Origin of the sequence: Streptomyces sp. NPDC001351, assembly GCF_042896045.1 — a bacterium.
Lineage (GTDB): Bacteria > Actinomycetota > Actinomycetes > Streptomycetales > Streptomycetaceae > Streptomyces.
Genome location: NZ_JBIAWS010000013.1, coordinates 57,504 through 80,416 on the forward strand (window position 1 = coordinate 57,504; position 22,913 = coordinate 80,416).

The window sequence follows — 22,913 nt, forward strand, 5'->3', positions numbered from 1 at the left end:
TGAACTTCCTTTCGCAGCAGGGGGATTCACAGCTCGAACAAGCCGGGCGCGTCCTCGGCGGGCGCCGCGGCGGCGTGAGCCTTCCGGGCCGTGCGGGCGGCGGCGGTGTGGCACTCCGGGCACCAGGCCCGCAGTTGTGCCGACGGCAGCGCGGCGGCCTCGACGGGCGGCGTGAGCGGGTCGGCGGGCGCGGCCATCAGGCGGACGCGGTGACCGTGCTTGCTGGTGTAGCCGTCGTGCTCGCGCGGGCAGCGGCCACCGGCCTTGGCATGCGGGTTGCCGCACTCTCCCGCGCACTGGCAGCGGTAACCGGCCGCCTCCATCACCGGCCGCCACGTGCCGACCGCGGCAAGGGGCTGAGACTTCACGCCGCGACCCCCTCGGCACCGTCGCCGGACGCGTCGACGGGGTGCAGGGCGCGGCCGTCGGCCCGCTCGGCGAGCAGGGCGTCACGCACCTGCCGGGCGGGACGGGCGCCGCAGTGCAGCGCCTTGCGCAGCGCCTCGGCGTTGACCTGGCTGTCTTTCCAGTCGGCCGTGATGGTGCGTGCCTCGGCGAGCAGTTCGGCCGGAGTGCGCGGCGCCGCGGTGTCCTTGCTCTTGGCGGGCCGCTTGCGCGGCGGCCTGGGCGCCGCGGGCTTCGGCTCCTCGGGGGTCTGCTTCGGCTCCTCGACGGGCAGGTCGGCACCGGCGGGGGCGAGTTCGCCCATGCGCAGCTGCACGCGCTCGCGTCGGGGGGTCTTCCACCGCCACTGCCAGCCGAACCGCTCGTGCAGGTCCGCGCGGACCAGCAGGCGTTCCCGCTCGCATGCGAGGGCGTCGGTGTAGGAGGTGACCTCCCACAGCGTCATGCGGCGCCACAGCGCGAAGGTGGACAGCGGGGCCAGCAGCCAGCGGGACCACCGGATCTTCTCCATGCGGCGGCCGGTGACGGCGCCGATGCGGACGGCGTAGACGTGGGCGCCGATCTCGGAGAACACCACCCACAGCAGCGGCATCGTGCCGTGAGCCACCTTCGCGGATACGGTGTGCCCGGCCGCGATGTTCAGCCAGCAGGTGACCAGGGTCAGTACCCAGGGCACGAATCGCACCCACCCAAGCGCCATGTCCAGCCGGATCAACAGCAGGTTGGCCAGGGTGAACACCGGAATGGCGATGTCAATGGCGATGGGCAGCGTGTGCGGGGTGGTGAAACCCCACCGCGCCGCGGCCAGGGAGACCGCGTCGAAGGACGAATACAGGCCCAGGGCGCCGACCGCGGCGGCGGCGAGCGCGCCGACTCCGGCAAGCCCCATCTCCGGACGGGTCAGCGGCGGCACCGCCGGCCGCTCGACGGTCTGCTCGGCGGTCATGACGCACCCCCCTCGAACGGCGGGTTGACCAGGCCGGTCAGGGCGGCGATCTCGTCGCCGGTCAGCACGGTGCTCGCATCCATGACGTGCGCCACGGCGCGGATCTCGCGCCACAGGTGGCCGACCTTGCGGCGAGCCATCCCGCGCACCATTCCCCAAGACTTGCCGCCCTCCGGGACGGTCCAACGTCCGAGGCGGTAGCCGAACCGGGCGAGTACGTCGATCGCCAGCTCACGGTCATGGTCGGCAGCGCACGCGGCGGCACGCTGCGGCGTCCACAGCCCGTAGGTCATCAGGTAGTTGACGTGCGCGATCTCTCCGGCCGCGCACTGCGCGGCGTAGCGCCACGGCGGAGTGTCGTGGGTCTGGTGCGAGGTGCTGCCGGTGACGGCCCACTTGCCGGGTTCCGGCTCCCAGGCAATGACCTCGGACGTGATGACGTGCATGCCGTAGGCCATGGACAGCACCGCGTGCCCGGCCTCGTGGAAGGCCATGCCCAACCGAGCCTGGTCGTAGGTCAGCGGCATGTTCAGGAACGGGCGCGGCTTGCCGGTGTGGTCGGCCAGCAGCTCGGGAGCGGGGGCCATCGTCGTCATGCCGCCGCTCCCTTCCGGGAGACCCAGCGGCGCCCGGCCGGGCGGGTCAGCGGGACGACGTTGAACAGATCCGGGGCGTGCGCCTCGATCACCTCTGCGACCACGCGGGCCACGTCGTCCGGGAGCTCCGGGTTGTCGGCGAGGATGTCGCGCGCGGCGTCCAGCCGAGCCGCGGCCTCTTCCTCGGTCTCCCCCTCAACCCCGAGCCACAGCTCAGCCGGGGTGCCCAGGGCCAGTTCGATGAACTCGTTGACAGAGACGGCCTGATGACCGCCGATGTAGGCACGCATGGCAGCGCTCCTGTTTTGTCGAAGGGTTGGAGAGGTGCCGGGCGGTCGTGGCCTGGTGGTGAGAGGCGACCGTCCGGGATGTGCGGCCCCAAGCCGCTTCTGCGGCGGGACGGTGCCCCGGCCGGGAGTCGAACCCGGCCTTGCGACCATCGGGGCTGTCGTACGGCTCAGCGGTGGACGACGGGCTTGTTCAGGTCGCGGTGGGAGACGGTGACGCTGTGCCCCGACTCGCGCAGCCGCTCGGCGAGCGCGCGGGCGAAGGTGGGGGCGCGGTGACGTCCGCCGGCGCATCCGTCGGCGACGGTCACGGTCCCGGCGGTGGGACCGGAGGCGAACGCGGCAACCGCCGTGGCGGTGGCCTCCACCAGCTCCGTAATGCCGGGGGTGTTCAGCACCGCGGTGCGGACCGGCTCATCGTCGGCGGTCATGTACCGCAGCTCCGGCGACACGTGCGGGTCCCGGAAGTGGTGACGCAGGTCGATGGTCAGATGCGCGGCGGGCGGCGCGTCGTGCAGGTAGCCGAACGAGACGATCTCAACAACGGCCATGAGGGCTCCTCTTGCTGCGAAGGGACAGGGCGGCCGTGGTCTTGAAGTGGTGAGAGACGACCGCCCCTAGCGCCCCGGCCGGGAGTCGAACCCGGTCTGCGACCATCAGGGCGATTGCGCTGTTCAGCACACGGACCAGGGCCCGCGTGCGCCGCCTACTTGGCCGAGGAGAGGCGGCATGATCCCCATTCAGTTGTCAAGGAACGAACGCTTCCGACGGGTGCGGTAACCCCTGAAGGGACTCCCGTTTTCACGGGATCCGTCGGCGCGCGATTTCAGATTGACCTAGGTCAATCCGACTGTCAAGAGGGTTCGGGCGAAGAGCAGAGATTGACCTAGGTCCGGCTACTCTCGAACCCATGGAGCAGAGCCCAGAAGCGCCCAAGCACACGCCCACGGCCAAGGAGATCGCCGCGGAGTTCCGCGAGAAGATCACGGGCCCCGACCGCGAGTACGCCCCGGGGGATCAGCTCCCCGCGGCTCGCAAGCTCGCCAAAGACCTTGGCGTGCAGCTCATGACCGTGCAGAGCGCGTTCGGTCAGCTCCGCGACGAGGGGTTGGTCCTCACCCAGCAAGGCCGCGGGACATTCGTTCGCGACCCCTCGGTGCCGCTCGGCACCGAGCCGGGCAGCAGCCCGGCATTCACCGCGCTGTCCGCAGAGCTCAGCTCGATTCATGACGCTCTCCGCCTGCTCGGTGAGCGACTCGACCGCCTTGAACAGCTTGTCGGCGACGGCACTCCACCCTCGCCGTGAGTTCGTCCGCACGCCGCAGCAGTCGTTCAACCGTGGCGCGCGCCTCGCTCAAACTCGCTTCGATCAAGGCAAGTTCCGTGGGAGTCGGACCTCCCAACTCACCGCTTCGCTCATTGATCCCTGACATGGCAATGAGCATGCGACCGGAAATGGAAGAGGACCCGGACAGACTGTCCGGGTCCTCTTTCCTTGCAGGTCAGGCAGGTTGACGACTCGTCATCGCGTGGCTTCCTCCACGGCGTCCAACACTGCGGCCCACGGAAGTTCGCGCCCCGCCGGCGCCTCCCTCGGCTCGTACAGCGGCCAGACGTTGGGGCCATAGACGACGTGCACTCCCCCGGCACGAAGAGCGTCGATGTGGCCTTGCCACGCGGGGTGGCGAGCATGCGCAGCGTTCACCCGCGGGAAGACGACCACGGGCAGACCGAGGGTGCCGATAGCCTCGCCAACCTGGGTCAGCGCCTGGTTGTCCATCAGGCCAGTTGCGAGCTTGGCGACCATGTTGGCGGACGCGGGAGCGACCACGTAGCAATCAACCGGCGGGTGCGGCCGGGCCTCACCAGGCATGCGCGGTTCGTCGCGTACGGGGAGGCCGGTGAGCTTCTCCAGCCGCTCAACCTCCCCGATCATCCGCAGCCACTGACCTGCGGTCGGCGTCAGCGTGACAGCCACCTGCCATCCGCGATCCATCGCGGGTTCCACGAGGCCGGTACGCAATGCCTCGACGCCCCCGGCCGCCGACCCGACGACCCCGAGCACCCCGCGCTTTCCTGAACTCACTGCACCGCCCTGCACCGTTGCGCCATCACGAACACCTCGGACGAACGCGAGCCGCCCGTCACAGGAGACTGCTTGATCAGGTCCCGCAGCGTCTCGCGCACCCTCGGATTGTTGCGTACGAGCTGCGGCGACGTGCGCTCAGCCATCCGCAGCTCCGCAAACGCCTCGTCTCCCTGGCCGGCGAGCGACAGAGCCCGCGCGTAGTCGATGCGGTGGGAGACGCTGCGCTCCTGCGGCATGTGGTCGACGTTGATCCGGCCGTGTTCCACCACGTACGAGACGTTGTCGAGGTCCAGCTCAACGGACAGGCGGTGGAGCAGGACGTTCGTCGGCCCGAATCCGGTCTGCCAGTAGTTCTCATCCGACCCGAGGTCGTCTGCGAGTTCCTCGGCACGGTCCAATAGCCCCGTGGCGGTAGGCCGGTCTTGATGTCGCGCTGCCGCAACTGCGGCACGAAGGTGGATCATCCCGAGCAAGCTGAGCGCAGCCGGGTCGTTCTCTGTCACCTGGGACGACAGCCACCTTGCCGCCGTGTTGCCCAGTTCGAGTGCGTCGTCGTAACGCCCGTTGGCGAGCAGAGCGTGTGTGCCGGACCGGGCCGCGGATGCCAACACAAGCGGATCGTCCGACTCGTCAGCGGCCCGCATTGCGCGCTCGGCAGCGAGCCATGAAATGTCGGACTCACCGATCTTTGCGAGCGTCGTAGCGGCGAGATGGTGCGTACGGGCCGACACTGCCCAGCAATCGCTACGGTCGTCACCGCGACGTGCCGCGCGATCCTCCAACTCCTGTGCGGTCTGAAGCAGCGCGGGAAGAGCAGCGATGACGCTGCCGAGCCGTCCGCCCTGGTAGTCGTTCCATGCCTGCTCCACCCGTACGGCCGCCGGGGCAGGTGTCGGCAACTGAGTCTCAGCCTCGGGGCCGAAGAGCAGACGCGAGAGGCGACGCGGGGTCATGAGGGCGTCGCGTACAGCGGGGACGTCGTCCTGTTGGCGCTCGTCTTCCATGAGGACGGTCTGTCCGAGCAGGTCCCCGAGGGGCACGCGCAGGATGCGCGACAGCTCCGCGAGCATGTCGATACGGGGCGGCTTCCGGCGCCCCGTCTCGATCTTCGCGAGCCAATCAGTACTACGACCGACCAGACCGGCCAGCACCTCTTGCGTGTAGCCGCGGCGCTTCCGGTAGAACGCGATGCGCTCGCCGATGCTGAGGTGATCTCCAAGACCACGCATTGCGTGTTGCCTCCTGGCTGTAGGGGCCCGCTTCACGGTACCGAGCCGGTCGTCGAGCTGGACAGATAGCGCTGCCCGCCCGCTCGATCGTGAGGGGCGCAACGAGGCACGGCCCGGACAGTCTGTCCGGGCCGTGCTCTCCGTGATGAGGTTGATGGATGGCGGGTGTCTTACGTGTCCGACTGTCCGATTAAGGCTCTGACCTGCGCCAATGAACCGGACACCCCCGAAAGGCAAGTGTCCGGGTGTCCGGCCTGAAAGGCTGTAACACCCAGGGGGGGTTACTGGGTCCTACTGCACGATCGGTTTCGGGATGGGCAGCCATGGCGTCGCTGGCCGTTGGCGCTCAGGGAAGGATGGTCATCCCGTCGGTTTGACCTGCTGTAAGGGGCTGAGTAAACCCTCGAACCTCCGTCAGGTCTGCTCCGCAGAGGTCGGCCTCAGTCAGCGTCGCCCCGGACAGGTCAGCCTCAGTCAGCGTCGCTTCGGCCAGGTTGGCTTTGGTGAGCGTCGCTTCGGCCAGGTTGGCTTCGGTGAGCGTCGCCCCGATCAGGATGGCCTTTGTGAGCGTCGCCTCGCGCAGGTGTGCCCTGGTCAACGTCGCGTTGGCCAGGTAGGCCCCGGTGAGCGTCGCCCCATGCAGGTAGGCCCCGGTGAGCGTCGTCCCATGCAGGTCGGCATGGGTGAGCGTCGCCTCGCGCAGGTCGGCGTTGGTGAGTGTCGCCTCGCTCAGGTCCGCCCAAGTGAGCTCGGCATGGCTTAGTCGTGCGCCAGCGAGGTGGAGTCCGACGAGGTTGAGGACTTCCCGGGGGTCAACGTGGGTGCGTGATTCCGCGCGGGTGAGGGCAGTCAGGGCTGCCTGGACGTCGGCATCCGGCACATCGGGGAGTTTCTCGGCGACAGCGGGCGTGGTGGACAGTGCACTCTCATGGAGGTTCAGGACTGGCTTGGTGGGCACCGCCTTTGGAGCGCGGTCGCGGATGAAATGGCCCAGGACGCGGGCCGCATCGGTGGCAGCTTGCTCGGGCGCGTCCTGGACGATTTGTTCCAGGGCAAGGATGCCGCCAATGCGCACATACTGATGCTCCGAGCCGAGGCGCTCCAACGCCTTGGTAAATCGCTCAGTTATCTGGCCGCGCTGGGTGAGGCGGTAGGTTCGGGCGGTATAGACCAGGGCGCCAAAGGCCCCGATAGCGGCAACGCAAGCGACCAAGGCGGTGCGCAGGCCAGTAACCAGGGCAGCCGACCCCTTCGCTAGTTCGCCATCGTCCAGATACTTGCCGTCGAACATGTAGGGCCCTCGCCACAAAAGCCATGGCAAGCCGGCGAGTAAGACAAGGCCACCAACCGCGAGGAGCGAGACCATGCCCCAGCGGCGGGCCCGAGCCTTCTGTCGGACCCTGGTCCGCCGCTGATCCAGGAGTGTCAAAGCATCCCATTCAGCGCGGCGGAGCGCTCGTGCTTGGCGGATACGGCGGAGCGGGCGTGAGGACTCCATACCCGGTACACACCCATGCCCGGGGCCGCGGTTGCACACCACCCCAAACTTATGAACCCTGCTCGACGGGGTGCAGACCTAGTGTGTGGCCCCCCTGGGTGTTCCAGCCTTCTCACCATGCGGCCAACGTGGCGGTTTGTATGGCGCCGGAATCCGCCCCTCCGGCAAATGCGTGGCAAAACCGAACAGTGGGACGTACCGTTGCGAGTAAACACGCAGGTCAGAAGCCTGGAAGATCGAAAGCAAACACATCCCTTCTAAGCGCTTGGCCGCAGGTTCGAGTCCTGCCGGGGGCGCCCAGTCTCCGCCCTCCTTCGGGAGGGCGTTTTTGCTGGTCAGAGCGGGTATCACGCGGCACGACGAAGCCCCGGGCCCTCCCCTGACGATCAAGGGAGGGCTCCGGGGCTGTCCGGCTGTCACCGGGTTTTTGCGCGTGGCTGTGTCGAATACGTGTCGAAGTTCTTTGGCTGAAGATCAACCAGCGTCGGGCAGCTCGGGGAGGTCGCCGGCGGCTTCGAGGCGCTTCTTCAGGTCGGCCAGCTGACCATCGACGCACCGGGCGTACGTGGCGAGGAGCACCGGCACGCTGTTTCCTGCCCACTCGGCCACCTGTGCGGGCGGGATCCCGTCGTTGAGCCACTTGGTCAGGCGGGTGTGCCGGTTGTCGTACACGCGCCTCCCGGTCGGCGAGTCGAAGACGTGCGGAGCCAGAACCGCCCGGCGAGCACTGCGCCAGGCCCGGCGGATCACCGAGCCCGCGAGGATGCCGCCGTTCTCGCCCTGGAACAGGAGATCACCCGGCTTGAGCTCTTCATCCTTGATGGAGCGCTGGAACACCTCCGTGGACGACGCCTTCGAGGTGTTCCGGTCTTACGCCCGCTCCCGCCGCCTGCGCCTGTCGGAGCTGGCCACGCAGATCATCTCGGGCGACTTCGACACCTCCGCCATCCCGCGCCCGGCACCGGACCGGAGCGGCGACCACCGCGGCTGACCGCCGTCGCGCCCTGGCGCCGCCAGGCCGGTACCGGTGTCGATGAGGATCTGTTCGGCCTGTATCAAATTGTCGGCGCGGACGGCCTCGGCCATCGCGGCGCTCCTGGTTGGAGACAAGCCGCTCCTCGGGCAAGGACGGCCGCTGGAAGTGAGGCGATGGCCGGGAGCGGTCCGTTCGGCCTCTTCGGGGCCGGTGCGTGAAGTCATCGGGAGCACTTCGCGCACCGGCCCCGATCCCGGTGTCGTTCCTGGTGAGCAACGACACCGGACAACTGCCGACGCGCAGAGGTCCGGGGACGGGTTCGCATGATGTCCGCGACCACCGACCATCCGGCGCTGGGCGCCGTGCCCTTCAGGGCTCCGACCGCACGCCTCGCCCTCAAACCCGTGAGCCCCTCCCCGGGACAGGTCGAACTGGACGGCGCCTGGTGGCCCCGCTCACGTGACCTGAGCGACGAACTCCCCGCCCTGGCCGACGTACTGGACCCGCTGTGGGGACGGATCACCCGGATCGCTGTCAACCCCCGCTACTGGCCGATCATCCCGCACAGGATCTTCGTCAACGGCCATGTGGTGAAGGTCGGTTGGTTTACCTCGGAGCTGGACCCGCACAAGATTCTGCTGCTGTCCGGCACGTCGGGCCGCTGGGACCTCCTGGTGATTCCCCCGGAGACCACCGCTCCCTCGGCCGCCCGGCTGATGGCCGCCGCAAGCGCGAGCACCGCCGCGCAGTCGACCGCGACCGCTCTCATGACGGCGGAACAGGCCGGCGACGCTTCCGTGTCGTACGAAGCCACCACGGGACGGCTCCGCTGACTGGTGGCGGGGATGGGACGGTGACGTCACCGCCATGGCCGTCAGTGCCCTGGTGATTCGCCGGGCAGTGCGTGACAGGCCGGATCAGACGTGACCGCCCGCGGCAGCCGCCATGAGCGGCTCCGCGGCCTCCTCGGTGGTGTCCGGAGGCACGACCAGCAGGTCCCAGCGCCCCCTGCCTGGGGCGAGCAGGACGATGGTGTGCGGAGCTGATGCCGTCAGGCTCCTGCGCAATCGTATGACCTGGTTGAACACGAGCATCCGGCCGGGCACCGCGGACCAGGTCGCCCCGTTGACCGTGACGCTGGTGATGTGGCCCCATGCGCGCGGCAACCCGGCGAGCAGCCGTGGGAGTTCGGCCAGCAGGTCGTACGAACGCGGCCACCACGCTCCGTCGATCGGCCGGGGCATGCCGCCGCGCGGTGCCAGGCGCAGACGGAGGAGGGGGAGCGAGGGAAGCGGGGGTTGCAGTGCGGTGGTCATGAGGGCTCCTGCCAACTGCAGTACACGGACGAGTGGTTGATGTCAGGCGCGGCGGGCCGCGACCCGGTCCGGACTCGGCCAGCGCACGTCGTGCACCCAGCCGAGCCGTTCGAAGAGGCGGATGACGGCGGCTGACGGGTCGAGCTGGCCGCGGTCGACGCCGTGCCGGGCGCTGGTGGGGTCGGCGTGGTGGAGGTTGTGCCAGCTCTCGCCGAACGAGAGCAGGGCCAGCGGCCACAGGTTGGTGGCCCGGTCGTGGCGCCTGGTGCGGAAGGGGCGCTGACCGATCATGTGGCAGAGGGAGTTGACGCTCCAGGTGACGTGGTGGAGCAGGGCGATGCGGACAACTCCCGCCCACAGCAGGGCGGTTACGCCGTACAGCCAGGTGCCGCCGATCGCCCAGCCCAGCCCGAACGGCAGCGCGAGCGTGAGGACGCACAGCGCCGGGAAGGCGCGGTCGACCGCCCGGATGTCGCGGTCGGCGAGGAGATCGGGGGCGTACCGCTCGGCGGGTGTGCGGTCGTTGCGGAACAGCCAGCCGACGTGGGCGTGCAGCAGCCCGCGCAACTGGCCGCGCAGATGGGTGCCGTAGCGGTAGGGGGAGTGCGGGTCGCCGGGCCGGTCGGTGAAGGCGTGGTGGCGGCGGTGGGTGGCGACCCAGCCGATGACGTCGCCCTGGAAGCTCATCGAGCCGGCCACCGCGAGCGCGATCCGCAAGGGGCGGACGGCCCGGTATCCGCTGTGGGTGAGACCGCGGTGGAAGCCGACCGTGACGCCGAGGCCCGTGACCGTGTAGAGGACGGCGGCGAGCACGATGTCGGCGGGGTGGACAAGACTCCCCCACAGCAGCCAGCCGACCAGCCCGAGGGCCACGAACGGCAGGACGACGATCAGGGCCGTGACGACGACATACAGCCGCTCACCGCCGTCACGCGCGGGCAACGGGACGTCCGATGGAAAGGGGGACGTCCCGTCGTAGCCCTGGGACGGCGGGACGGTATCCGACGGTATGACCGTCGTGGACGTGGCGCAATCGAGCGACATGCGGGGCTCCTCGGCCTCGGTGCGGGTGGCGCGGCCGGGGTCAGGGGCTGCCCCTGTGACGGGTGATGCGAGGACAGGGCCGGTTCGGACGCCGGCGACGAAGGGCCCTCGCTTCCTTCACCGTACTCCCGCGCGCTCCGGAAGGAGACGGACCGGACAGCGTGGCCACCGCGTTGACATGGACCGTCGCCGGACGTTGACTGACAGCACGGTGCAGGGCCATGCCACTCCGGAACCCACGGCGAAGCATTCCGCCTACCCGCCTCGCCCAGACCCCGCGGGAACCCACCTACCGGACAACAGCGAGGCCGGCCATGACCGTTTCACGGACCATCAGGAACCAGGCGCAGACGGTGAAGGGAAGGATCACTGAAGAACTCGGCCGGGTCACCCGCAACAGGCGACTGCAACACCGGGGCAGGGCCGACCGGGTTTCCGGAAGCCTGAAGCAGGCCGTCGAAAAGGCCAAGGGCGCCTTCAGGCGGAACGGTAGCGGCCCCCGATGATGTACGACCAGACACGCGCCCGGCAGTCTGCGGATCACACCCGGGGCCGCACCGAGCGCCGTACCCCGGGCCCGGAGCCGCTGCTCCCGCCGGACGAACAGGACAAGGTCGTCCAGCGCCTCCGGCACGCCCTCAACACCTTCGCCGACGCCCCGCTCGAGGCGCTGGAAGAGGCCGAGAGCGCCTACGACGAAGCCACCGCCCAGCTCGTCAACGCCCTCGCGGAACGACGGCGTCTGCTTCGCGCCGACTGGCAGGACCAGGACCGCGAGACACAGTCCGAACAACTCCGGCACGCGCTGAGGCAGTACCGGGAGATCACCCAGCGACTGCTCCACATCTAGGCAGCCACTACTCCGCGCCACGGGGGAGCGCGGAGTACTGTTGACAGCACCGAGGGCATTTCGCACACCGGCTTCCACGCCGGGTCGTTCTCGGCGAGAGATGAAACCCGGGCCGCCGCAGAGGCGGCCCGGAGACGGGTCCGCATCATGTCGGCGACCTTGCACCCAACCCTGCCGCACCCCGAGCCCGTCGCGGCCCCGGCCGCGCGTCTCACCCTGAAGTCCGACGGCGCCTCCCGTGGACTCCTGGACGGTGCCTGGTGGCCCCGCTCCCGGGATCTGCTGAGCGAACTGCCCGCGCTGACCGACGCGTTGGACCCCTTGTGGGGCCGCATCACCCGCGTCGCCGTCAACCCGAAGTACTGGCCGGTCATCCCCCGCCAGGTTCCCGTGAACGGCCACATCGTCAAGGTCGGCTGGTTCACCCCGGAAATCGACCCGCACAAGCTGCTGCTGCTCTCCTACGGCACCGGACGCTGGGACCTGCTGATCATCCCGCCGGAGACCGGGGCGGATTCGGCGGCCCGGCTGATGGCCGTCGCGTCCGACTACGACGGCCCGCCCCTGACCGCGAGCGCGCTCATCGCCGCGGACGAGGCCCGGCACGGCGTCGCCGCGACCGACGAGCCACTGGACCCGGACGAGGCATGGGAGTACGAGGGCGGCGCCTCCGCGGTCTCCGCGGCCGTCCCGCACCAGCCCGGTCCGCCCAGCCGGGTCAATGACACCAGCCGGACCAGTCGCCTGATCGTCGGTATGTGAGGCGGCCGCCATGAACGCCTTCCTGACGGCCGCCGCCTTCAGCGTCCTCATCGCAGCGGCGGCATACGTGATCCACCGGCTCAACATCGAGTACGCCGACAGAATCGCCGTGCACCGGTACAGCGCCGCCCGGCCCAGCCGTCACGGACGCGGCACGCCGCAGCCCCCGGTGGAACCCGGTCGGTCCGAGCCGCCGACCTCCGGCGACCGACGGGACCACCGCGACGGGGGCCGTGGCCGAATTCCCGGCGCGGCGCCGCAGCAGCCGTACCGCTCACCACAGGTGACCAGCCGGTTTCCGTCACCGGGCCATCGACTCCACAAGGAGCGGCCGAGCCCCATGAACCGAGGCATCATGACTCTTCCGCAGCTGAACATCTACCGGCACGACCGGGGCACGCGAGCACTGATCACCCTGGCCGGCGAGATCGACCCGGTCACCGCGCCCCAGGTGCGGACGGCTCTGGAGCGGTGCCTGTATGACGGCATCACCACCATCGACGTCGACCTGACCACCGTCGGCCGCTGCGACACCAGCGGCCTGGGCGTCTTCCTCGACGCGTCGCGGCACGCCGCCGAGACCCACGCGTCCCTGCGACTGCACCACCCGTCCCCGCAGACCGCCCGACTCCTCGCGGACACCGGCTCCGATCGAGTGCTCCTCTGATGAACCGGGCCGGAACAGCGGTGCGCAGGAGCGGAGTCGATGAGCCGGTCCTCCCGAACGCGATCCGGCTGCGCCGGTTGAACCGAGGGCAGGCCGAGGACCTGCGGGAGAACCTTGCCGACCTGTATGTGAGGTCCGCCGTCGGGGCGGGCGGCCGAGAGTACCGCGACCGGGAAGGGTTCCTCCGTCGTCTGGCGGGTGACATCCGGCATCCGGGCTTCGCCCTGCTGCTCGCGGAGACCACGACCCTGGCCGGCTACACCTTCGGCTTCCCGGTCGGCCGCGACGGCTCCTGGTGGCGGGGCTTCGTCGGCGCACTGCCGTGGAGCATCGGGCAGCTCACCGCCGCCGGGCGGGTCTTCACCCTCACCCAGGTCGTGGCCCACCCGCACGAGCAGAACCGCGCCATCGCCGACCGACTGCAGGAACGCCTGCTGACCGACCTCCACGCCTCACTCGGGGTGACCCTGGTCCATCCGTACGACCGGGCCGCCCGCACCGCGTTCCAGTCCTGGGGGTGGCTGGAGATCGGCGCGATCGTACGGCTGCCCGGGCCGGTCGCACTACGGGTGCTGGCCCTGCCCGTGGCACGGTCGCCACGGCCGGATTCCCCGGCGAACCGCACACCGGACCGAACGGATGCCGGGAACTCCCCGCACTCCGCGACCCTCGTCCCGAGGAGCCTCGCATGCAAGCCCTGATCGTTCTCGTCGTCGTGATCGGCCTTCTGGCTTTCCTCGGCCTCGCCCTCTCCCTGAAGGTCGTCAAGCAGTACGAGAAGGGGGTGATGTTCCGCTTCGGCCGGCTCGTCGGGACCCGCGACGCGGGACTGCGGTTCATCATCCCGGTCGTCGACGTCCTGCACCGGGTGTCGCTCCGGGTCGTCACCATGCCCATCCAGTCCCAGGGCATCATCACCCGGGACAACGTGAGCGTCGACGTGTCCGCGGTCGCCTACTTCCGCGTGGTCGACGCGGTGAAGTCGGTCGTCGCCGTCGAGAACGTCCATGCGGCGATCAACCAGATCGCCCAGACCACCCTGCGCAAGGTCGTCGGACAGCACACCCTGGACGAGACACTGTCGGAGACCGACCGCATCAACCTGGACATCCGCCGAATCCTCGACGTCACCACCGTCGAATGGGGCGTGCAGGTCACGCTGGTCGAGCTGAAGGACATCCAGCTGCCGGACACCATGAAGCGCGCCATGGCCCGCCAGGCCGAGGCCGAGCGGGAGAAGCGAGCGAAGATCATCAACGCCGAGGGCGAGTCTCTGGCGGCCGCCGCGCTCGGCGACGCCTCGGACACGATGATGGCCCACCCCCTGGCCCTCCAACTGCGCAATCTGCAGAGCCTGGTGGAGATCGGGGTCGACAAGAACACCACCGTCGTCTTTCCCGCCCCCCTCATGAGTACCATCGGCGAACTGGGCTCGTTCCTCGCCCGGGAAACCGCGGCCGCCGCCCCCGCCACGGCGCTGCCGCCGTCCGTCCCCGACCGGACGGACAAGACACTCAGGCCGGCCACCGACGCGCCCGGCACGGCAGCATGACCGGTGCCGCACCGGGCATCGCCCGTAGGCAGTGGGGGCGCGAGCTCTCCGGAGGAGTCGCCCCCGGCACTCGTCCCTCGCTGGTCTCCGGTCTGTCCCCGTGCGGCGAGCGGACGTCGTCGACCAGGTGACTCCGCTCCGGGCGGGATGGTGCACAACGGGATGGAGAGCCATCTGTCCTGACCGTGTGTGACATGCCGCATCCGGCGTAATGAGCTGTTCGGGGTGGTCGGCCGCGTCACTCTGTGCAGGGTGTTCGCGGTCGTGTCAGCAGCTCGTGCGTACAGATCACGTGAGCGGGTCGGTTATGGCGGAAGGTGGGCGGCGGCCCGAGAAGGGCATGCTGGACCGGTCGGAAGGCTTCGGTGAGCGGCTGCTGGGGGTGCTGCTGGACCGGGCACACGAGATGCCGCCGCAGCTGATCGCACCGCTGATCGCGGAAGAGGTGACGAGGGTCGGTGGCCGCGACGTCTCGATCCTGCTGCAGGACTACGGCCAGATGGTGCTGGTGCCGCTGCCCGGTCGGCAGCTGACAGTCGGCGAGCCCGAGCCGATCGATGACTCTCCCGCCGGCACGGCCTTCCTGCAGGCGACCACTGTCGAGGTGCCGCAGTCCGACGGCGTCCGGATGTACCTACCCTTGCTGGACGGCAGCGACCAGGCGGGCGTGATGGCCATCACCCTGGACACCCTCGATGACGACGACCGGCGGCTGCTGCGCAGGCTCGCCGGCCTGGTCGCCGACATGCTGGTCACCAAGCACAGCTACACCGACCAGTTCTTCCTCGCCCGGCGCCGCGAACCGATGAGCGTGGCCGCGGAGATCCAGTGGTCCCTGCTGCCGCCGCTGGCGATGTCCGTCCCGCAGGTCGCGGTGGCCGGAATCCTGGAGCCCGCCTACAGCGTCGCAGGCGACAGCTTCGACTACGCCCTCAACGAGGACACCCTGCACGTGGCCATGGTCGATGCGATGGGCCACGGACTGGACGCCGCCACGATGGCGACCGTCGCCGTCGGGGCCTACCGGCACGCCAGACGTGCCGACATCGGCCTGTCCGAGATCTACGCGTTCATGGACCGGGCCATCGCCGAGCAGTTCGGGCCCGACCACTTCGTCACCGCCCAGATGATGCGGCTGAACCTCGCAACGGGCCACCTGCAGTGGGTCAACGCGGGCCACCCCGCACCGCTGCTGATCCGCAACCACCAGGTCGTACGGCAACTGACAGGCCCGACCACCTTGCCGGTCGGCTTCGGCGGTGAAGAGCCCCGGATCAGCGAGCAGATGCTCCAACGCGGCGACCGAGTGCTGTGCTTCACCGACGGCCTGATCGAGGAGCACGAAGCCGGCGAAGAACAATTCGGCGAAGAGCAACTCATCCGATGGGTCAACCGCATCGAACACTCGACGAAGGGCGTACGAGCGATGGTGCGCTCGCTCTCGCACACCCTGAAGCAGGAACGGGGCGGCCGGACCAGCGACGACGCGACCCTCTTCCTGATCGAATGGCGCGGGGGCGCCGCCGACCACCTCGCGGTCCTGGAGTGAGCCGACGATCACGTTCTCGCGGACCTCCGCGGCGACCTCGGTGAACCCACCCGCGCTCTTGTGCCGTCCATATCCTGGGACCGGGCGGCTTCGGACCGTCCTTCACCCGACGCGAGGACTACGCTGCTGTGCAGACGTCCCAGACCCCGGCGGCATGCTGTTACTGAACACAGATCGCTGGAGCGAGCGGAGCTTGCGTCCGCCACCCGGCGCATCCCAGGAGGGAACCGGGCGGGCTCACTGTCCTGCTGTGCAGGCTGTCGAACCAACCGTTGCCCTGCCTCCGCCGAACGTACACCCCTGCCGACAGCGCGCCCTGGGAGGCCGGGACTCCGGCGTCGCCGGGCCCGCTGCCGGATGGTCTTCCGAACCGAGGCGTCATGCCCCTCCCACAGCTCACCGTGTACCGCCATGACCGAAGGAAACGGGCACTGATCACCCTGGCCGGTGAGATCGATCTCGAATCCGCGCCGTTGGTGCGCGCATCCCTGGAGCGGTGCCTGCGGGACGACATCCGCACCATCGACGTCGACCTCACCGCCGTCGGCTTCTGCGACTGCAGCGGCCTCAACGCCTTCCTCCACGCCTCGCAGCAGACCACCGTGGCCGGCGGGACCCTGCGACTGCACTACCCGCCGGCGATGCTGGCTCTGATCCTCGACGTCACCGGCTGCGGGATCCTCCTCCTCGGTGTACCGTCCGGCCGGCTGACAGCTCCTCTCGGGGACGCCCCGGCCGCACCCGCTGCAGCCCCGCCGCATGGGTCCGTCCCGCTGGTGATGGTCCTCTCGGGCGATGTGCGATGACGACCGACCCCCGGCAGGGACGGTCATGGAAGCCAGAGGGCGGCGAGCCGTCCGCCGTGGCTCCGATGCGGCTGCGTCGGCTGAACCGTTGGCTGGTGGAGGGCCTGCGTGAGGATCTGGCCGATCTGTATGTGGACTCCCGTGCGACGGCGCCGGGTGATGCGTACCGCCGTCCCAGCCGCCAGAACTTCCTGAACCGTCTCACCGCGGACATGCGCCGACCTGGATTCGGCATGGTGATCGCCGAGACGGACGGCCTGAGAGGATGCGCTTTCGGATTCCCGGGACGCAGCGACGGCTCCTGGTGGCTCGGCTTCGACGGACCACTACCGCGCGCCATCGAGCAACTCACAGTGTCCGGCAGGGTCTTCACGTTCTCCGGCATCCTGATCCGGCCGCACCCGCAGGACCGTGGCCTCGCCCGTCGTGTGCAGGAGGGGCTGCTGACCGACCACCAGGCATCGCTCGGTGCCACCTTGGTGGACCGGGCCGATCGCCCAACCCTCGCTGCGCTCCGCTCCTGGGGATGGCTGGACGTCGGAGGGCTCCGCGGGCCGGCCGACCCCACCGTGTTCCGCGTACTGGTGTTCGGCGCATACCGAGCGGAGATCGACCAGGCCAGCGGGATGGTCATGGTCCAGCTCGGAGTCGGCATCGAGGAAGCCTTCGTAAGGCTCCGCGCCTACGCCTATGCACACGGACGCCGGCTCGCCGACGTGGCCGCGGACGTGGTGGCACGGCAGCTTCGTTTCCCACCGGACGCGGAGCCGGATCAGGCCGAGGAGAAAACCTGACGCAGCGGTGCCGGCCGAGGAACCTGCCGTACTTCCCGCCCCTTCCCGGCGGGACTAGTCTCAATCGAGGGTGCCCACGATGGATCAACAGCTCCTGGCCAAGACCTTCGTCGAGCTGGCCGACAACCTGGTCGCCGACTTCGACCTCATCGACTTCCTGCGCCTGCTGACCGACCGCTGCGTCGGCATGCTCGACGCGAGCGCCGCCGGGGTGCTGCTCGCCGACCGGGACGGCAAACTCCGCGTCATGGCCGCCTCCGACGAACAGGTGCGTGTGCTGGAGCTGTTCCAGCTCCAGAATGACGAAGGCCCCTGCCTCGATTGCTTCCGCACCGGCGCACAGGTGATCATCCACGACCTGACCCGGGAGGTCGACCGCTGGCCGCGCTTCGTCACGGCGGCCCACCGCAGCGGATTCGGGGCCGTCCAGGCCCTGCCCATGCGCCTGCGGGACGAGACCGTGGGCGCCCTGAACCTCTTCCGCGCCGCGCCCGGCCCCTTCGACCCGCCCGCCACACTCATCGCCCAGGCGCTGGCCGACGTCGCCACCATCAGCCTCCTGCAACAACGCACCGCCCACCGCAGCACGGTGCTCAACGAGCAGCTGCAGACGGCGCTGAACAGCCGGGTGCTGATCGAACAGGCCAAGGGGAAACTCGCCGAACGCCAGGGCATCGACATGGAACGGGCCTTCACCGCCCTGCGCGGCTACGCCCGCTCCCACAACCGGCGCCTGGCCGATGTGGCCCGCGCCTTCGTCGACGACTCCGAACCCCTTGCCGGTCTGGGGCCCTGACCCACGCCCTGGCGGGGCCCGCTACGGCTCTGCGCCGTCCTCGATCAAACGGCGGTGCAGTTCCGTGGTCATGACGTGGATGGCCCGCGTCAGCTCGGTGTTGGTCTTGAGTTCCAACTCCTGCTCGATGAAATCGTGGTCGGCCTTGATCTGTTGGAAGGCCGCTTGCCGGTTCTGACCGATCATGACGAACGTGGAGAGGAAGATCGCTTCCAGCGACACGACGAGCGTCAACGTGGGCCAGGGGCTGCCCTCGACGAACAGCATCCAGAGCACGAACGCGATCGCATGGATGTAGACGAACGGCATCGAACCGGCGAACTTGGTGATGGCGTCGGCGATCCGCAGTTGGGCATCCCCGGCGCGGCGGTTGCGGTGCGCGACCACTGCCGGATGATGCACGGCCTGGCTGTCCTGCTCGCTCATGGCGGCGCGCCTCTCGCGTTTCGGGGCTTCGCGGGGCACCGCCGACCACAGACAACGGCTCCCGCGCGTCCCTAGAGCCTAATCGTGGGCCTCGACCATCACCTGGTCGCGCAGGCGTGCACAGATGCGGATGATCAGACGGGAGACGCACATCTGCGAGAGACCGTCCTGCAGGGCGATCCGGTTCTGTGTCATCTCGCCGAAGAACCTCATGTAGAGGATCTGCCGCTCGCGTTCGGGCAGGGCCCGTAGCAGTGGGCGGAGCGTCTCACGGTTGACGATCAGGTCGAAGCCAGGCTCCAGGCCCCCGAGCGTGTCGGTCAGTGGGTGGCTGTGCCCGGAGCGGCCGGGAACGGCGTCCAGGGACACCGCGGTGAAGCTCTCCAGCGCCTCCTGGCCGAGCCGTACCTCCGCCTCGGTGAGGCCGGCGTGCGCAGCGATCCCACCGACGGAGGGTTCGCGTCCGTAGAGCGAAGCGAACTCATTCCCGGCGGAGCGGACCCGGCCGCGCAACTCCTGCACGCGTCGCGGCACATGCACGCCCCAGAGGTGGTCACGGATGTGCCGTTTCACCTCGCCGAGGATCGTCGCTATGGCAAAGCTCGGGAAGGCGGTGCCAAGGCTCGGGTCGAAGCGGGCCACCGCCTTGACCAGGCCGAGTCGGGCGGCCTGCTGGAGGTCTTCGAGGGACTCGCCGCGGTGACGGAAGCGCCGGGCGAGCCGTACGGCCATCGGCGCCCAGGCGCACACCACCTCCTGGCGCAGCGCGGTCTTCTCCGGGCCGTCCGGCAGGGCGGCGATACTGCGGAACGCGGCGTCGGTGTCCGGGGCGTCGTCGTGGGCGTAGGGATGTGCGCCTCTTGGGCTCTGTGTGCGTACGTCCGGCATGGGAACGTGTCTCCCCGATCGGTGGCGTCACTCACCGTGGGAGCCGACAGGCCGCAGCATGTTGGGGACCAGCGACAGCTGCTCGCACGGGCGTGCCTCCGGTCTGAAGCACAGCGCAGGGATTCCCGGGCAGCCCGCGTTCAAATACGGTTTCCGTCCCACGACTGCGGCTGTCCACGGATGGTGTGCGGACGAATCCGGTTCGTCGCCGCGTTCCTCTTCGTCCTTGACAAGTCGGTCTGCTCACTCACCGTTCAGTTGCCTGGGCCACAGCGGCCCCGTGCCCCCAACGGCCCCCGGCGCGGCGCCGATCCGGGGATATGCTGACGAACAGACGTCCCAGACCCCGCCGCCGCACCGCACATCGGCCACGATGGCACTCCCGCACATCTGCCGGTCTCCTGAACCGAGGCGCCCTATGCGCACTCCGCGGCAATCACACGAACCCGAAGGCTCGGAGCCGTCCGCCATGGACACGGTGCGGCTGCGCCGGCTGAACCGCTGGCAGGCCGAGGGACTGCGGGAGGACCTGGCGGATCTGTACGTGGAGTCGTCCGTCACCCCGCCCGGCGAGGAGTTCCGCGGCCGGCAGGAGTTCCTGTGGCGTCTGACGGACGGCGTGAAACTGCCGGGATTCGACATGCTGGTCGCCGAGGCCCGGTCCCTGACCGGCTGTGTCTTCGGATTCCCCGTGCCGCGTGACGGCTCCTGGTGGGAGGGGTTCGACGGGCCGCTGCCGCAGAACCTGGAGCAACTGACCGCGTCCGGACACGTCTTCGCGATCCTTGAAACCGTCGTCCATCCGCACCAGTACGCCCGCGGGCTCGCCCGCCGGCTCCAGCAGCGTCTGCTTGCCGACCATCAGTCTTCGCTCGGTGTCGCCTTGGTGGACCAGTCCGACGGTTCGGCCCGTGCCGCCTTGGAGGCGTGGGGCTGGCAGGAGGCGGGCCATGTCCTCCGCGCCCCGACCGTCCTGTGCGTACTGCTTCTGCCCCTCGGAGAGCGCACCACGGAGCATCCGGACGGCCTCGCGCACAATGACCGGACCCAACGGTCCGAATAGTCGCCTGCGTCGTCCGCGCCGGCCGGGTGCGTCGCGCGCGAAGACGTGGAAGCGTTGAGAAGCGGTGGAGGAACGCGTGGAGCTGTCGCCGGAGCAGGATGCGCGGCGGATCGCCGCGGTGCGTCGTTACGACATCCTGGACACTCCGCCCGACGGCGCCTTCGACCGGATCGCCGCGCTGGCCGCCCGCCTGTTCGACGCTCCGTCCGCCACGGTGACGATCGTGGACACCGACCGGGTCTGGTTCAAGGCCGCGTACGGCCTGGCGGGGGTCACACAGATCGGCCGGGACCCGGGGCTGTGCACCTCGACGATCCTCACCGGCGGCCCTCTGGTCGTCCCCGACACGCTCGACGACCCGGTCGCCCGCGCCCACTGTCTGGTGACCGGTCCGGCCCGGGTGCGCTTCTACGCCGCCGCCCCGATCACCACCGGCGACGGTCAGCGCCTGGGCACCGTGGACGTCCTGGACACAAGGCCGCGCCGCATCACACCGGACCAGGCCACCGCCCTGACCGATCTGGCCGCGCTCGTCATGGACGAACTCGAACTGCGGCTGTCCGCCCTGCGCATGCTCCGTGTGGAACGGGAACTGGTGGAGGTCGAACACGCGGCACGCGAGCGCGCCGAGCGGGACCGGTCGGAGATCGCCGCGTACGCCTCCACCCTGCAGCGCACCCTGCTGCCCCCGGCGCTCCCGGAGGTGCCGGGCCTGGAGGCCGCCTGCCACTACACCACCGCCTCGGTCCACGACGTCGGCGGCGACTTCTACGACGTCTTCCCGCTCGGCGCCGGGCGCTGGGCGTTCTTCCTCGGTGACGTCAGCGGCCGGGGCGCACCCGCCGCCGCGCTCACCTCGCTGATCCGCTACACCCTGCGCACCACAGCCCTGTAGGAACCGGACCCGTGTGCCGTACTGCGGACGCTCAACTCCGCTGCTGTCCGCATCCTCCGACGGCAGCGGCTTCTGCACCCTGGTCTTGGGTACCCTCGCACCCGGCCCTGCCGGCGGTTTCGCCCTCACCCTGGCCGGCGGTGACCATCTCCCGGCCCAGCATCTGCGGCCCGCCCGCCGTGATGGGCCCGAACGGGCGGTCGCCCGAACCGAGCCGGTGAGTCTGGCCGGAGGGATGCTCGTCGGCGCTCTGCACCACGCGGACTTCGTCTCCCGGACCGTTCAACTCCTGCCCGGCGAGGCGCTCTTCCTCTACAGCAACGGACTCACTGAGGCCCGTGCTCCCCGAGGCGCCCGGTTCGGCGAGAGCGGCCTGTCCTCCCACCTCACCCACCACGCCGCCACCAACCGAGCCCTCGGCGCCGCCGCGATCATCAGCGATCTCACCGTGCTGCTGAACGCATTCCCCGCAGGACCCGCCGACGACGTCGCCCTCCTCGCCCTCAGCGCCACTTCCACGACACCCGCCACCACACCCTACGGCGCCTCGGGCACCGCACACACCAGCGTGCCCCTCCCACTCCCCGACAGCACATGACCGGGCCGAACGGGCGATGAGCCGACAGGACGACCGCCGGGCGCGCACGCCGTCATCTCCGGTCCGCCGAACGGAGGCGCCGCAGTGCTTGGCGCAGCTCCTGTCGTACCCGTTCCGGGAGCGCCTCGTCCTTCGTCGTGGCGACCAGCGCCGCGGCCACGTCCCGGAGCTTGATGTTGCAGCGCTGCGACACGTCCACCAGCAGATCCCAGGCCCTCTCACTGGTACAGGGCGCCAGGGCCATCACCATGCCGCGCGCCTGGTCGATCACCGCACGGCTCGCTAGCGCCCGCCCCAACTGCTCGTTGCTGGCGCGCAGTTCGACGACCTCGGCCAGCAGAGCCGCAGTCGTAGCCGTCGACAGCGGCTGCTCCTCACGGGGCGTGGTCACCTGGTGCATGGTGCGTACCTCACAACGCAGTCATCCTGTCCATAGGCGGTCGGCGGCACGCCAGTGGTCGTTCGCCGGCCGCGGTGGACTGCTAGGGCGGGCCGTGTGTCGGTCACCTGCGGGGCTCGCTGTCCCGACGGACCTCGCGTCTCCGCCGCGCCCAATGCCGACGGCGGTCCCGGTACTCCCCGCGATCGGAACTGCCGCCACGGTCCCAGCCCCCGCCTTCACCACGGCGGCCGTATTGGGCGGCGCCGAACACCAGCACGACCGAGGCCGCGGCCACCCACCAGATGGGATTGAGGAAGCCGAAGCCGAACAGGACCACGATGAGGACGAGAAGCAGGACGAACACGACGGCCCCCCGGAGCGGAACAGAGCATCACTGCCGGGGGCCGGGGCCTGTTCGGACAGCCTAGCCCTGCCAGGTGACTGCTGGTAACGCCCCATGTAACGGTCTCGCACCCCGAGCGGACGGCCACTTGCCGGC

General features: G+C 69.6%; 31 protein-coding genes. 16 read left to right on the plus strand and 15 right to left on the minus strand.

Going from position 1 to position 22,913, the window contains the following annotated elements; genetic code table 11:
• Window positions 1–26: 26 nt before the first annotated feature.
• The 5 genes from ACFY1U_RS37565 to ACFY1U_RS37585 all read right to left on the minus strand — a co-directional run bounded on the left by ACFY1U_RS37565 (window position 27) and on the right by ACFY1U_RS37585 (window position 2,785).
• Window positions 27–368 carry a hypothetical protein gene (locus ACFY1U_RS37565; RefSeq protein ID WP_390698533.1) on the minus strand — a complete coding sequence of 114 codons (342 nt, stop codon included), beginning with the start codon at window positions 366–368 and terminating at the stop codon, window positions 27–29.
• Complete coding sequence (locus tag ACFY1U_RS37570; RefSeq protein ID WP_390698534.1) at window positions 365–1,351, minus strand: DUF2637 domain-containing protein; 987 nt, start codon at window positions 1,349–1,351, stop codon at window positions 365–367. The genes ACFY1U_RS37565 and ACFY1U_RS37570 overlap by 4 nt, the downstream gene beginning before the upstream one ends.
• Window positions 1,348–1,947: a hypothetical protein gene (locus ACFY1U_RS37575; RefSeq protein ID WP_390698535.1), complete on the minus strand. Its 600-nt coding sequence runs from the start codon at window positions 1,945–1,947 to the stop codon at window positions 1,348–1,350. Before ACFY1U_RS37575 ends, ACFY1U_RS37570 begins: the two co-directional genes overlap by 4 nt.
• Entirely contained in the window at window positions 1,944–2,237 is a 294-nt protein-coding gene (locus ACFY1U_RS37580; RefSeq protein ID WP_390698536.1) for a hypothetical protein, read from the minus strand. The genes ACFY1U_RS37575 and ACFY1U_RS37580 overlap by 4 nt, the downstream gene beginning before the upstream one ends.
• Before the next feature lie 167 nt (window positions 2,238–2,404).
• The gene (locus ACFY1U_RS37585; protein ID WP_390698537.1) at window positions 2,405–2,785 is read right to left on the minus strand and encodes an ATPase; all 381 of its coding nucleotides are present in this window, start codon (window positions 2,783–2,785) and stop codon (window positions 2,405–2,407) included.
• Window positions 2,786–3,144: 359 nt separating this feature from the next.
• Here ACFY1U_RS37585 and ACFY1U_RS37590 point away from each other — a divergent pair, with 359 nt between their 5' ends.
• On the plus strand, window positions 3,145–3,540 hold the full coding sequence (locus tag ACFY1U_RS37590; protein ID WP_390698538.1) for a GntR family transcriptional regulator: 396 nt from the start codon (window positions 3,145–3,147) through the stop codon (window positions 3,538–3,540).
• Window positions 3,541–3,756: 216 nt separating this feature from the next.
• Here ACFY1U_RS37590 and ACFY1U_RS37595 read toward each other — a convergent pair whose 3' ends face one another.
• The 4 genes from ACFY1U_RS37595 to ACFY1U_RS37610 all read right to left on the minus strand — a co-directional run bounded on the left by ACFY1U_RS37595 (window position 3,757) and on the right by ACFY1U_RS37610 (window position 7,887).
• Entirely contained in the window at window positions 3,757–4,299 is a 543-nt protein-coding gene (locus ACFY1U_RS37595) for a flavoprotein (RefSeq protein WP_390698539.1), read from the minus strand.
• 17 nt (window positions 4,300–4,316) lie between these two features.
• A complete protein-coding gene (locus tag ACFY1U_RS37600) occupies window positions 4,317–5,552 on the minus strand; it encodes a helix-turn-helix domain-containing protein (RefSeq protein ID WP_390698540.1) in 1,236 nt (411 codons plus the stop codon).
• Window positions 5,553–5,898: 346 nt separating this feature from the next.
• Complete coding sequence (locus ACFY1U_RS37605) at window positions 5,899–6,843, minus strand: pentapeptide repeat-containing protein (protein ID WP_390698541.1); 945 nt, start codon at window positions 6,841–6,843, stop codon at window positions 5,899–5,901.
• A 681-nt stretch (window positions 6,844–7,524) separates the two neighbouring features.
• On the minus strand, window positions 7,525–7,887 hold the full coding sequence (locus ACFY1U_RS37610) for a hypothetical protein (RefSeq protein ID WP_390698542.1): 363 nt from the start codon (window positions 7,885–7,887) through the stop codon (window positions 7,525–7,527).
• Between the two features lie 4 nt (window positions 7,888–7,891).
• Here ACFY1U_RS37610 and ACFY1U_RS37615 point away from each other — a divergent pair, with 4 nt between their 5' ends.
• Together ACFY1U_RS37615 and ACFY1U_RS37620 are read left to right on the plus strand one after the other, a co-directional pair.
• Window positions 7,892–8,041: a hypothetical protein gene (locus ACFY1U_RS37615; RefSeq protein ID WP_390698543.1), complete on the plus strand. Its 150-nt coding sequence runs from the start codon at window positions 7,892–7,894 to the stop codon at window positions 8,039–8,041.
• Between the two features lie 308 nt (window positions 8,042–8,349).
• Complete coding sequence (locus tag ACFY1U_RS37620) at window positions 8,350–8,859, plus strand: DUF5994 family protein (protein WP_388716962.1); 510 nt, start codon at window positions 8,350–8,352, stop codon at window positions 8,857–8,859.
• A gap of 84 nt (window positions 8,860–8,943) precedes the next feature.
• Here ACFY1U_RS37620 and ACFY1U_RS37625 read toward each other — a convergent pair whose 3' ends face one another.
• Window positions 8,944–9,342 carry a DUF5994 family protein gene (locus ACFY1U_RS37625; RefSeq protein ID WP_388716965.1) on the minus strand — a complete coding sequence of 133 codons (399 nt, stop codon included), beginning with the start codon at window positions 9,340–9,342 and terminating at the stop codon, window positions 8,944–8,946.
• 42 nt (window positions 9,343–9,384) lie between these two features.
• A complete protein-coding gene (locus ACFY1U_RS37630) occupies window positions 9,385–10,386 on the minus strand; it encodes an acyl-CoA desaturase (RefSeq protein ID WP_390698544.1) in 1,002 nt (333 codons plus the stop codon).
• 314 nt (window positions 10,387–10,700) lie between these two features.
• Between ACFY1U_RS37630 and ACFY1U_RS37635 the strand changes: the two genes are divergently transcribed.
• From ACFY1U_RS37635 to ACFY1U_RS37680, 10 genes are all read left to right on the plus strand, one after another.
• The gene (locus tag ACFY1U_RS37635; protein WP_390698545.1) at window positions 10,701–10,892 is read left to right on the plus strand and encodes a CsbD family protein; all 192 of its coding nucleotides are present in this window, start codon (window positions 10,701–10,703) and stop codon (window positions 10,890–10,892) included.
• A complete protein-coding gene (locus ACFY1U_RS37640) occupies window positions 10,889–11,236 on the plus strand; it encodes a hypothetical protein (RefSeq protein WP_390698546.1) in 348 nt (115 codons plus the stop codon). The genes ACFY1U_RS37635 and ACFY1U_RS37640 overlap by 4 nt, the downstream gene beginning before the upstream one ends.
• Before the next feature lie 147 nt (window positions 11,237–11,383).
• Window positions 11,384–11,998: a DUF5994 family protein gene (locus ACFY1U_RS37645; protein WP_390698547.1), complete on the plus strand. Its 615-nt coding sequence runs from the start codon at window positions 11,384–11,386 to the stop codon at window positions 11,996–11,998.
• 10 nt (window positions 11,999–12,008) lie between these two features.
• Window positions 12,009–12,665, plus strand: coding sequence for an STAS domain-containing protein (locus tag ACFY1U_RS37650; RefSeq protein ID WP_390698548.1), 657 nt, complete (start codon window positions 12,009–12,011; stop codon window positions 12,663–12,665).
• Window positions 12,666–12,685: 20 nt separating this feature from the next.
• Window positions 12,686–13,366, plus strand: coding sequence for a hypothetical protein (locus tag ACFY1U_RS37655; RefSeq protein ID WP_390698549.1), 681 nt, complete (start codon window positions 12,686–12,688; stop codon window positions 13,364–13,366).
• A complete protein-coding gene (locus ACFY1U_RS37660; protein ID WP_390698550.1) occupies window positions 13,354–14,217 on the plus strand; it encodes a slipin family protein in 864 nt (287 codons plus the stop codon). Before ACFY1U_RS37655 ends, ACFY1U_RS37660 begins: the two co-directional genes overlap by 13 nt.
• Window positions 14,218–14,524: 307 nt before the next feature.
• Window positions 14,525–15,766 carry a PP2C family protein-serine/threonine phosphatase gene (locus ACFY1U_RS37665; protein WP_390698716.1) on the plus strand — a complete coding sequence of 414 codons (1,242 nt, stop codon included), beginning with the start codon at window positions 14,525–14,527 and terminating at the stop codon, window positions 15,764–15,766.
• A 380-nt stretch (window positions 15,767–16,146) separates the two neighbouring features.
• Window positions 16,147–16,572 (plus strand): STAS domain-containing protein, encoded by a 426-nt coding sequence (locus tag ACFY1U_RS37670; protein WP_390698551.1) that lies wholly within the window; start codon window positions 16,147–16,149, stop codon window positions 16,570–16,572.
• Window positions 16,569–17,366: an ANTAR domain-containing protein gene (locus ACFY1U_RS37675; protein ID WP_390698552.1), complete on the plus strand. Its 798-nt coding sequence runs from the start codon at window positions 16,569–16,571 to the stop codon at window positions 17,364–17,366. The genes ACFY1U_RS37670 and ACFY1U_RS37675 overlap by 4 nt, the downstream gene beginning before the upstream one ends.
• Before the next feature lie 79 nt (window positions 17,367–17,445).
• Window positions 17,446–18,162, plus strand: a complete 717-nt coding sequence (locus ACFY1U_RS37680; protein ID WP_390698553.1) for a GAF and ANTAR domain-containing protein — start codon at window positions 17,446–17,448, stop codon at window positions 18,160–18,162.
• 21 nt (window positions 18,163–18,183) lie between these two features.
• Here ACFY1U_RS37680 and ACFY1U_RS37685 read toward each other — a convergent pair whose 3' ends face one another.
• The gene (locus tag ACFY1U_RS37685; protein WP_390698554.1) at window positions 18,184–18,588 is read right to left on the minus strand and encodes a DUF1003 domain-containing protein; all 405 of its coding nucleotides are present in this window, start codon (window positions 18,586–18,588) and stop codon (window positions 18,184–18,186) included.
• Window positions 18,589–18,666: 78 nt separating this feature from the next.
• Window positions 18,667–19,476, minus strand: a complete 810-nt coding sequence (locus tag ACFY1U_RS37690; RefSeq protein ID WP_390698555.1) for a SigB/SigF/SigG family RNA polymerase sigma factor — start codon at window positions 19,474–19,476, stop codon at window positions 18,667–18,669.
• A gap of 469 nt (window positions 19,477–19,945) precedes the next feature.
• Between ACFY1U_RS37690 and ACFY1U_RS37695 the strand changes: the two genes are divergently transcribed.
• The 3 genes from ACFY1U_RS37695 (at window position 19,946) to ACFY1U_RS37705 (ending at window position 22,032) form a co-directional block, all read left to right on the plus strand.
• Window positions 19,946–20,539 carry a hypothetical protein gene (locus ACFY1U_RS37695; RefSeq protein WP_390698556.1) on the plus strand — a complete coding sequence of 198 codons (594 nt, stop codon included), beginning with the start codon at window positions 19,946–19,948 and terminating at the stop codon, window positions 20,537–20,539.
• A 76-nt stretch (window positions 20,540–20,615) separates the two neighbouring features.
• The gene (locus ACFY1U_RS37700; RefSeq protein WP_390698557.1) at window positions 20,616–21,434 is read left to right on the plus strand and encodes a PP2C family protein-serine/threonine phosphatase; all 819 of its coding nucleotides are present in this window, start codon (window positions 20,616–20,618) and stop codon (window positions 21,432–21,434) included.
• Between the two features lie 13 nt (window positions 21,435–21,447).
• Window positions 21,448–22,032, plus strand: a complete 585-nt coding sequence (locus tag ACFY1U_RS37705) for a PP2C family protein-serine/threonine phosphatase (protein WP_390698558.1) — start codon at window positions 21,448–21,450, stop codon at window positions 22,030–22,032.
• A gap of 52 nt (window positions 22,033–22,084) precedes the next feature.
• On the opposite strand, the gene ACFY1U_RS37710 is transcribed toward ACFY1U_RS37705, so the two are convergent.
• The gene (locus tag ACFY1U_RS37710) at window positions 22,085–22,432 is read right to left on the minus strand and encodes an ANTAR domain-containing protein (protein ID WP_390698559.1); all 348 of its coding nucleotides are present in this window, start codon (window positions 22,430–22,432) and stop codon (window positions 22,085–22,087) included.
• Window positions 22,433–22,535: 103 nt separating this feature from the next.
• Window positions 22,536–22,778, minus strand: coding sequence for a hypothetical protein (locus ACFY1U_RS37715; protein ID WP_390698560.1), 243 nt, complete (start codon window positions 22,776–22,778; stop codon window positions 22,536–22,538).
• Window positions 22,779–22,913: the final 135 nt, after the last annotated feature.

Coding starts and splice junctions, on each gene's coding strand:
- ACFY1U_RS37580 (WP_390698536.1), bottom strand. CDS start 2,237: ATGCGTGCCTACATCGGCGGTCATCAGGCCGTCTCTGTCAACGAGTTC.
- ACFY1U_RS37590 (WP_390698538.1), top strand. CDS start 3,145: ATGGAGCAGAGCCCAGAAGCGCCCAAGCACACGCCCACGGCCAAGGAG.
- ACFY1U_RS37665 (WP_390698716.1), top strand. CDS start 14,525: ATGGCGGAAGGTGGGCGGCGGCCCGAGAAGGGCATGCTGGACCGGTCG.
- ACFY1U_RS37680 (WP_390698553.1), top strand. CDS start 17,446: ATGGATCAACAGCTCCTGGCCAAGACCTTCGTCGAGCTGGCCGACAAC.
- ACFY1U_RS37660 (WP_390698550.1), top strand. CDS start 13,354: ATGCAAGCCCTGATCGTTCTCGTCGTCGTGATCGGCCTTCTGGCTTTC.
- ACFY1U_RS37575 (WP_390698535.1), bottom strand. CDS start 1,947: ATGACGACGATGGCCCCCGCTCCCGAGCTGCTGGCCGACCACACCGGC.
- ACFY1U_RS37670 (WP_390698551.1), top strand. CDS start 16,147: ATGCCCCTCCCACAGCTCACCGTGTACCGCCATGACCGAAGGAAACGG.
- ACFY1U_RS37635 (WP_390698545.1), top strand. CDS start 10,701: ATGACCGTTTCACGGACCATCAGGAACCAGGCGCAGACGGTGAAGGGA.
- ACFY1U_RS37630 (WP_390698544.1), bottom strand. CDS start 10,386: ATGTCGCTCGATTGCGCCACGTCCACGACGGTCATACCGTCGGATACC.
- ACFY1U_RS37625 (WP_388716965.1), bottom strand. CDS start 9,342: ATGACCACCGCACTGCAACCCCCGCTTCCCTCGCTCCCCCTCCTCCGT.
- ACFY1U_RS37675 (WP_390698552.1), top strand. CDS start 16,569: ATGACGACCGACCCCCGGCAGGGACGGTCATGGAAGCCAGAGGGCGGC.
- ACFY1U_RS37605 (WP_390698541.1), bottom strand. CDS start 6,843: ATGTTCGACGGCAAGTATCTGGACGATGGCGAACTAGCGAAGGGGTCG.
- ACFY1U_RS37640 (WP_390698546.1), top strand. CDS start 10,889: ATGATGTACGACCAGACACGCGCCCGGCAGTCTGCGGATCACACCCGG.
- ACFY1U_RS37585 (WP_390698537.1), bottom strand. CDS start 2,785: ATGGCCGTTGTTGAGATCGTCTCGTTCGGCTACCTGCACGACGCGCCG.
- ACFY1U_RS37600 (WP_390698540.1), bottom strand. CDS start 5,552: ATGCGTGGTCTTGGAGATCACCTCAGCATCGGCGAGCGCATCGCGTTC.
- ACFY1U_RS37620 (WP_388716962.1), top strand. CDS start 8,350: ATGATGTCCGCGACCACCGACCATCCGGCGCTGGGCGCCGTGCCCTTC.
- ACFY1U_RS37695 (WP_390698556.1), top strand. CDS start 19,946: ATGGACACGGTGCGGCTGCGCCGGCTGAACCGCTGGCAGGCCGAGGGA.
- ACFY1U_RS37570 (WP_390698534.1), bottom strand. CDS start 1,351: ATGACCGCCGAGCAGACCGTCGAGCGGCCGGCGGTGCCGCCGCTGACC.
- ACFY1U_RS37690 (WP_390698555.1), bottom strand. CDS start 19,476: ATGCCGGACGTACGCACACAGAGCCCAAGAGGCGCACATCCCTACGCC.
- ACFY1U_RS37710 (WP_390698559.1), bottom strand. CDS start 22,432: ATGCACCAGGTGACCACGCCCCGTGAGGAGCAGCCGCTGTCGACGGCT.
- ACFY1U_RS37685 (WP_390698554.1), bottom strand. CDS start 18,588: ATGAGCGAGCAGGACAGCCAGGCCGTGCATCATCCGGCAGTGGTCGCG.
- ACFY1U_RS37650 (WP_390698548.1), top strand. CDS start 12,009: ATGAACGCCTTCCTGACGGCCGCCGCCTTCAGCGTCCTCATCGCAGCG.
- ACFY1U_RS37645 (WP_390698547.1), top strand. CDS start 11,384: ATGTCGGCGACCTTGCACCCAACCCTGCCGCACCCCGAGCCCGTCGCG.